6 protein-coding genes are annotated in these 7,231 nt (G+C 65.0%); 1 reads left to right on the top strand and 5 read right to left on the bottom strand.

Features of this window, described 5'->3' with window-relative positions; genetic code table 11:
• Positions 1-452 precede the first annotated feature (452 nt).
• The gene (locus tag H5T65_13330; GenBank protein ID MBC7260211.1) at positions 453-1,802 is read left to right on the top strand and encodes an LCP family protein; all 1,350 of its coding nucleotides are present in this window, start codon (positions 453-455) and stop codon (positions 1,800-1,802) included.
• Positions 1,803-1,888: 86 nt separating this feature from the next.
• On the opposite strand, the gene H5T65_13325 is transcribed toward H5T65_13330, so the two are convergent.
• The 5 genes from H5T65_13325 to H5T65_13305 all read right to left on the bottom strand — a co-directional run bounded on the left by H5T65_13325 (position 1,889) and on the right by H5T65_13305 (position 6,851).
• Complete coding sequence (locus H5T65_13325) at positions 1,889-2,467, bottom strand: hypothetical protein (GenBank protein MBC7260210.1); 579 nt, start codon at positions 2,465-2,467, stop codon at positions 1,889-1,891.
• Positions 2,468-2,533: 66 nt separating this feature from the next.
• Positions 2,534-3,124, bottom strand: a complete 591-nt coding sequence (locus tag H5T65_13320) for a ComEA family DNA-binding protein (GenBank protein ID MBC7260209.1) — start codon at positions 3,122-3,124, stop codon at positions 2,534-2,536.
• 35 nt (positions 3,125-3,159) lie between these two features.
• Positions 3,160-4,593: a cation-efflux pump gene (locus tag H5T65_13315; protein MBC7260208.1), complete on the bottom strand. Its 1,434-nt coding sequence runs from the start codon at positions 4,591-4,593 to the stop codon at positions 3,160-3,162.
• A gap of 143 nt (positions 4,594-4,736) precedes the next feature.
• Entirely contained in the window at positions 4,737-5,510 is a 774-nt protein-coding gene (locus H5T65_13310) for an SPFH domain-containing protein (GenBank protein ID MBC7260207.1), read from the bottom strand.
• Between the two features lie 21 nt (positions 5,511-5,531).
• Positions 5,532-6,851 (bottom strand): nodulation protein NfeD, encoded by a 1,320-nt coding sequence (locus H5T65_13305; protein ID MBC7260206.1) that lies wholly within the window; start codon positions 6,849-6,851, stop codon positions 5,532-5,534.
• Positions 6,852-7,231: the final 380 nt, after the last annotated feature.

Raw genomic sequence — 7,231 nt, 5'->3', positions numbered from 1 at the left:
ACCCCGGCCCTCCCCATTCCTCACCGCGCGCGGAGAGGAAAGGGGAGGGTGCGGGAGGGGTAAGGTGAGGTTGGACATACGGGCCGCGCACGCACAGCGTAGCCCAAACCGGGCGGCTTCCCATGGCCGCCGGGGCCGCCATCCACGAATAACACGAATCCACACGAAATGGGAAAATAAATAGGAACACGTAGGGCGGCTTTCCATAGCCGCCGGGGCGCTATCCACGAATGCACACGAATGGAGAATAGACCCCAAAAGTTCCCCATTCGCGTGGATTGGCGTGATTCGCGGTTACAGACACAGAGGGCGGGCATGGAAGCCTGCCCCACCGATTTCCACCAAACCCAGGGAACCGTGAGTTGACGTCCAGCGTCAAATGGATATAATGCCAATTGCCCCGCTGCGTTGACTTGCACTCGGGGCTTTCTATCCCGTTTCTGGAATGCTGGATGAGCAGACAATTATCCTTCCCTCCGAGAGGGGGGACGCAGCAGAAAACGCGTCTGTTTCTCTACATTGCCCTGGTGCTGTTCGCGCTGGGCGGGCTTCTTTCCGGCTACGTTTTCTACGGGACCGTGCGCGCCCTTGTCGCCGAGGCCGACATCCCGTTGCTGCCCAACCTCAACTTCTTCGCGCCCGCGCCCCCGGCCGAGACCAACTCGGACCTGCCGCAAGTGCCCGTCTGGCACCGCACCGAGCGCGTGAACCTGCTCCTGCTGGGCGCCGACAAGCGGCCCGACGAAACCGTGTACCGCACCGACACCCTCATCGTCGTTACCCTTGACCCCGCGACAAAATCCGCCGGCATGTTGTCCATCCCGCGGGACCTGTGGGTGCCCATCCCCGGGTACGGCGAAAGCCGCATCAATCAGGCTTTCGTGTTGGGCGAGGTGAAGAAGTACCCCGGCGGCGGCCCCGCCCTGGCCATGCGCACCGTGCAGGAGTTCCTCGGCGTGCCCATCCACGGCTACATCCTGGTGGACTTTGACGGATTCCGCAAACTCATTGACCAAATCGGCGGCATTGACGTGCAGGTGGACAAGCCCATAGACGACACGGAGTACCCCACCGATGACTACGGATACCAAGAGGTCCACATCCCGGCGGGGCTGGTTCACATGGATGGCGACTTGGCGCTGAAGTACGCCCGCGTGCGCCACGGGAGCAGCGACATTGACCGCGGACGCCGACAGCAGCAGGTGCTCATGGCGGCGCGAGACAAGGCCCTGCGTCTGAACCTACTGCCCAAACTCCCAAGCCTGATGACGACGGTGATGAGCGCGGTCCAGACCGACCTGCAGCCCGGCGAAATCCTCGCCCTGGCGAAACTCGGCAACCAGGTGGAGTCCGACCGCATCCAGTCCAGGGTGATAGACTACACCATGGTGGTGGAGACCAAGACCCCCAGCGGCGGCGACGTGCTCCTGCCCGACAGGGAGAAAATCCGCGCGCTGGTGGACGAGATGTTCTCATCGGGCAACAACAACCACAAGCGCGTGCCCGGCGAATCGGCGAAGATTGAGGTCCTCAACGGCGCGGGCGTGCCCGGGCTGGCAGCGCAGATGGCGGCCCTGCTCAAGGAGCAAGGGTTTGAAGTCGTCGCCATTGAGAATGCCGACCGCGGCGACTACGCCAACACCCTCATCATAGACTACGCCGGCAACACCCAGACCGTGGCGCTCCTGGCCCAGTTGCTCAACGTCGCCGACGAGAACATCCGACGCGAAGCCACCGGCCAGACGGGCGGGGGGAACCTGCGGATCGTCGTGGGGCGGGACTTCGTCGTGCCCACGCCGTAGGGCGAACGGGAAACGGCAGAAGTGCGACGCACCCTCCGAAGGTGCGTCGTTTTTGTTTTGCGGCGCGGGCGCGGCCCCGCGAGTCCCTAGCGCCCCCGCGACACCAGCGGAATCCGGAAGCGGTGCACAGGCCCAACGAGCGCCCCGCCCGATTTGGCCGCAAACGGAATGACGGACACGTGCGGGTCCAGCAGCAGCGTACTGGTCTCCTCAATCGTTAGGGCCGAATGCCCGCGGTTCACCCCCTGAAAGCACGCCGTGGCCAGCACCCCGCTGCCGCAGCGCCCCGCCTCGGGCGCGACCAGGGTGATGGCGAGGCGGATGGTGCCGCTTGTGTTGTCCACCGCGTTGATGACATACCAGTAGGACGGATTCGCAGGCTGGAGAAACGGCCCGATGCCGACCTGAACCCCAGGCGTCCCCGGCGTCGCGTCCACGACGGCCAACCGGCTGGGGTCAAAGCGGATGACCGTCTCAAAGCCGAAGAGATTCTCCACATCCTCAACGCGCAGGTCCGCGCAAGCCGTGCCCCCAATCGGAACGACCGTGAGGGTGGGCGCGATGCGCACCAGGGGCGACTGGGCCGCGCCCGACAGCGGCACCCCCAGCAGGAGCAGAAGCAGCAGCACGATTGCAAGTCTTGGCGCAAGCCGCGTCCGGAACATAGGCTCCCCCTTCCGATGGTAGATGTCCCCACGCAAGGGCGGGGTGCAAGGCCCGTGCCAGGGCGCTCAGTCCACCGTAACCAGGCTCCGAATCCTGTCCAGCGTGGCCGGGCCGATGCCTGACACCAGCAACAACGCATCTACCGTGCGAAAAGGTCCGTGTTCCTGGCGATACTGCACGATTCTGTCGGCCAGCGACGGGCCAATGCCGGGGAGTTGCTCCAGTTCGGCGGCCGTGGCCATGTTGATGTTGAGGGGCGACGAAGGGGAACGGGGGGCTGTGGTGGGGCTTTTCTGCGCCACCTTCTCGCCGACGCGAGGGACGTGCACCTGCTGGCCGTCGGCGACGCGCGCGGCCAGGTTCACCAGCGATAGGTCAGCGTCCTGCGTCGGCCCGCCTGCGGCCTGCACGGCGTCCTGGGCGATGCTGCCCGGCGGCAAGGCGTACACGCCCGGCGACCGCACCGCGCCGCTGACGTACACCCGCGCCAGGCCCGGCGTGGGGCTGGGCATGGGCGTAGGCGAAGGCTCCGGGGGCAGAATCTGCACGCCTCCCGGGGCTGGCCACCGCGCCGCGAGAAACGCAACCCCCGCCACCAGAACGTAGGACAGGACAAGCCCGATCCATCCGCCTCGTTTGCCCAAACGTCGTATCATGAGAGGCTCCCAGAGGGTTCGCCGCCAGGAGTCGGTCAGCCTTCCAGGGGTTCCACGTGGATCACCACCTGACCCACGTTCGGGATGGCCTCCCGCACCGCCGCCTCCAGCCGCTCCGACAGATCGTGCGCCGCCTTCACCGACGCATGGCCTGACATCTGGCAGTGCAAGGAAATGGACAACATCCCCGACTCGTCGCGCACCATCAGGCGATGCCAGTGGCCGCCGCCGCAGTGCTCGTCGGCAAGCCGCCTGACTTCGGCCTCAACCTGGGCAATTTGCTCGGGGGATGCGGGGGCCACCTCCTTCTCGCGGGACGCAGGCTCTATGTGCGTGATGACATCCACCAGGCCCGGAAACTCGTCTCGGAGCGACGCCTCCACTTCAGAGACAAGGGCATGCGCCTCCTCCAAATCCAGATCCTGGGGCACTTCCAGGTGGAACTCCAGGTACACTTGGTCGTGAATGCCGTGCACGTGGATGGAGTGAGCCGTCAGGCCGTGCGCCGCCGCCACCGCGCGCACCTTTTGGTCGTCGGTCTCGCCGCGGTGCGTGGCGGGGCCTACATGCACCACCACGTCGGCCTGGGGCAACACCCGCTGCAAGCGATGCTCCACCGCCGTGGCCACGTCGTGCGCCTGGCTGAGGGACATCTCGCGCCCCACCGCGATATCCACATCGGCGAACGTGTACGGCCCGCCCTGGCGCAGGCGCACCTGGTTCACGGTGAGCACTCCCGGCACCGAGGCGACCGCGTCCCGCACCGCTTCGCGCAACCCCGGTGGCGCTGTGTCCAGCAGCGCCGAGACCGTTCGCTTGCCCAGGTTCACGCTGACCCACACGACGATACAGGCCACGCCCAGCGCCGCCACCGCATCCGACTTGGCCAGCCAGGCAGGCCAGCCCAGCCGCTGCTGCGCCCACGTCAGCGCTAGCCCGACGATCACAACCGAGGAACTCCAGATGTCCGTCTGGAAGTGGAGCCCGTCGGCTTCCAGCGCCTGGCTGTTGTACTTCTTCGCCGCGCGCAGGAGGACGCGGGAGCGGGAGAAGTCCACGAGGATGGAGACGCCCATGACCAGGAAGGCCCAGATGTTTGCATCCACATGCACGTCGGCGAAGAAGATGCGGCGAATGGCCTCGTAGATAATCCACGCGCAGGTGAGCAGCAAGAGCAGGGTCTCCACCAGCGCGGAGAGATTCTCCACCTTGCCGTGTCCGTAGTTGTGCGAAGCGTCGGCGGGGCGGTCGGACACCCGGACGGCGAACATGGTAACCAGCGCCGCCACCAGATCCAGCGCGGAATGCGCCGCCTCGGACAGGATGCCCAAACTTCCGGTCATTACACCGACCACAATCTTGAGCGTGGTCAGCCCCACGGCGGCCACAACTGAACTGGTAGCCGCCGCGTTTCGCTCGCGATGCGCTTTCGCCTGCGCCGCCTCAGAATCCAGTGTGTCGGAAGTCATCTAGCCCACAAGCCCCCAGGCATGGTATCGTGTTTCCAAACCGCAAAGCCTATCACCCAAACGAGGGTTCGTAGGGCGGCTTTCCATAGCCGCCGGGTGCTACGCTCTTGTTCCCCATTCGCGCGGATTCGCGCTATTCGCGGTTACAACTCCTCGGACTTCTTCTCCACGCCCCCGACAAACGCCTTCACGAAGTCCAGCGGCACCGGGAAGATGATGGTGGAGTTCTTCTCCACCGCGATCTCGGTCAGCGTCTGAAGGTAGCGCAGTTGGATCGCGGCCGGCTCCTCGGAGATGACACCAGCCGCCTGGCGCAACGTCTGCGACGCCTGGAACTCGCCCTCAGCGTGGATGATCTTGGCCCGCTTCTCGCGCTCGGCCTCGGCCTGGCGCGCCATGGCCCGCTTCATCGTGTCGGGCAACTCCACGTCCTTGACCTCCACGATGCTGACCTTGATGCCCCACGGCTCCGTCTGCTCGTCAATGATGCGCTGGAGTTTCTGGTTGATCTCCTCGCGATGGGCCAGGAGTTCATCCAGTTCGGACTGCCCCAGGACGCTCCGCAGCGTTGTCTGGGCGATCTGCCAGGTGGCGCGCCGATAGTCCTCCACCTGCACGATGGCCGCCTCGGGGTTGATGACTCGGAAGTAGGCCACGGCGTTCACCTTGACGGTAACGTTGTCCTTGGTGATGGCCTCTTGCGCCGGAATATCCAGCGTTACCACCCGCAGGTCCACCTTGACCATGCGGTCCACGAACGGGATGATGAGGAACAGGCCCGGGCCTTTGGCCCCCATCAGCCGCCCCAGGCGGAAGATGACGCCCCGCTCATACTCCTGAACGATCTTGATGGCCATGCTGAGCAGGAAGATCAAGATCAGGATTAGCCCGCCAAAACTGGTGAGGATTTCAAACATGTCGTTCCCTCCGCTCTTTTCTCAACTCTCTGGTTGAACTGCACGAACGATAACGGTGAACCCTTCCAGGCCCACGACCTCAACAGTCTGGCCCGCGTCAATGACCCCTTCCTCGGCCCGCGCCTTCCACAGTTCCCCGGCCAACATGACCATCCCATCCGGCTCCAGGGGGATGCGCACAACGGCCCGCATGCCGATGATCGCCTCGCGGCCGGTGCTCGGCTTGCGCTTCTGGGCCAGCAGCGCCTTGCTCACGGCGAAGGCGAAGAATGCGCCCGTCCCACCGGCGACCGAGATGACCAGCGCGCGCGAGATGGTATAGACGGGCGAACTGAACAGGATGAGCGCGCCGAAGACGAAGGATGCGATTCCCCCCACCGTCAGTACGCCGTGGGTCGCCGCTTTGATGTCCACGATGAACAGGACGAATGCCAGGACGATAAACAGGAGGCCCGTCCAGTTGACCGACAGCACGCCCAACGCATACAGGCCCAGCACCAGGCAGATGCCGCCGATGATGCCGGCAGCAAATCCGCCCGGACTGGACAACTCAAACAGCAGCCCGTTGAGCCCCAGCGTCAGCAAGATAAACGCGATGTTGGGGTCGGTAATCAGGTGCAGGAACTGCTCCGGCAGGGTCATGGGCAGGTTCTGCACGGGGAGGTCCGCCGTGCGGAGGACCGTGTCCCTGCCCGCGACGCGCACGGTCATCCCGTCCATCTGGCGCAGCAGGTCGGGGATGGTGGGGGCGATGTAGTCAATCACGCCGAGTTTGTACACCTCATCGGCGGTGGCGGCGATGGCTTCGGTTACGGTGCGCTCGGCCCAGTCCTGGGCCTGGGCCCCGCGGCGCTGGGTGAAGTTGCGAATCCGCGCCGTGAGGTCGTTGGTGACCTTGGCCTTGCTGGTCTCGTCCAACTCCTGGCCCTGCATGCTCACGACGCTGGCCGCGCCGATGGTCGTGCCCGGAGCCATGGCCGCCACGTGGGCCGCCAGGACCACAAAGGTGCCTGCCGAGGCCGCCCGCGCACCCTCTGGCCCTACCCACACGGCGATGGGCACCGAACTGCGGATCATGTCGTCGGTCAGCGACTTCATGATTTCCACCGAGCCGCCCGGCGTGTCCAGTTGGATCACCAGCAACGACACGTTGCCATCCTGGGCATACCGTAGCCCGCGATTCAGGTAACTGAGCACCACGGGCGTGATGGCGCCCTTGACGTTGAGCACGCCGACCTTGCCGGGGGCCTGGGCCGCGGCCGGAGCCACAAGCAGCAAGACCAGCCCCAGGATCGCGGCGGACAGGCTGATGGCGATACGGGCTTTGCGGTTCGCGTTCATTGGCCACTCTCCTCACATCCATTATAGCCCGGAAACGGGGTTTCGCGCAACATTGCCGGGCGGCGCTACCCCTCTCATCCCCCATCCCCTTCTCGCCCCGCGTGCGGGGAGAGAAGGGGCGATGCGCATGGCCACCAGGGCACATTCCGGCGAGCGCACAGGCGCGACGCACCGTGGATACCTGCCCCCTGCCTTCGTGTGAAAATAATGTTTCACACAAAAGCACAGAGGCACAAAGGGAAAAAGGCACGGGAAAAATCCTCTGCGTCTTCGTGTCTTTGTGTGAGCCTTCGGCGGCTATGGAAAGCTGCCCTACGGACTGTAACCGCGAATAACGCCAATGCACGCGAAGGGGGGAACGGAGCGTGGCACCTTTGGGG

Source organism: Chloroflexota bacterium (assembly GCA_014360805.1).
GTDB lineage: Bacteria > Chloroflexota > Anaerolineae > DTLA01 > DTLA01 > DTLA01.
The sequence above is the reverse complement of the archived record's forward strand: the minus strand, read 5'-3'. Positions and strand labels throughout refer to the sequence as shown.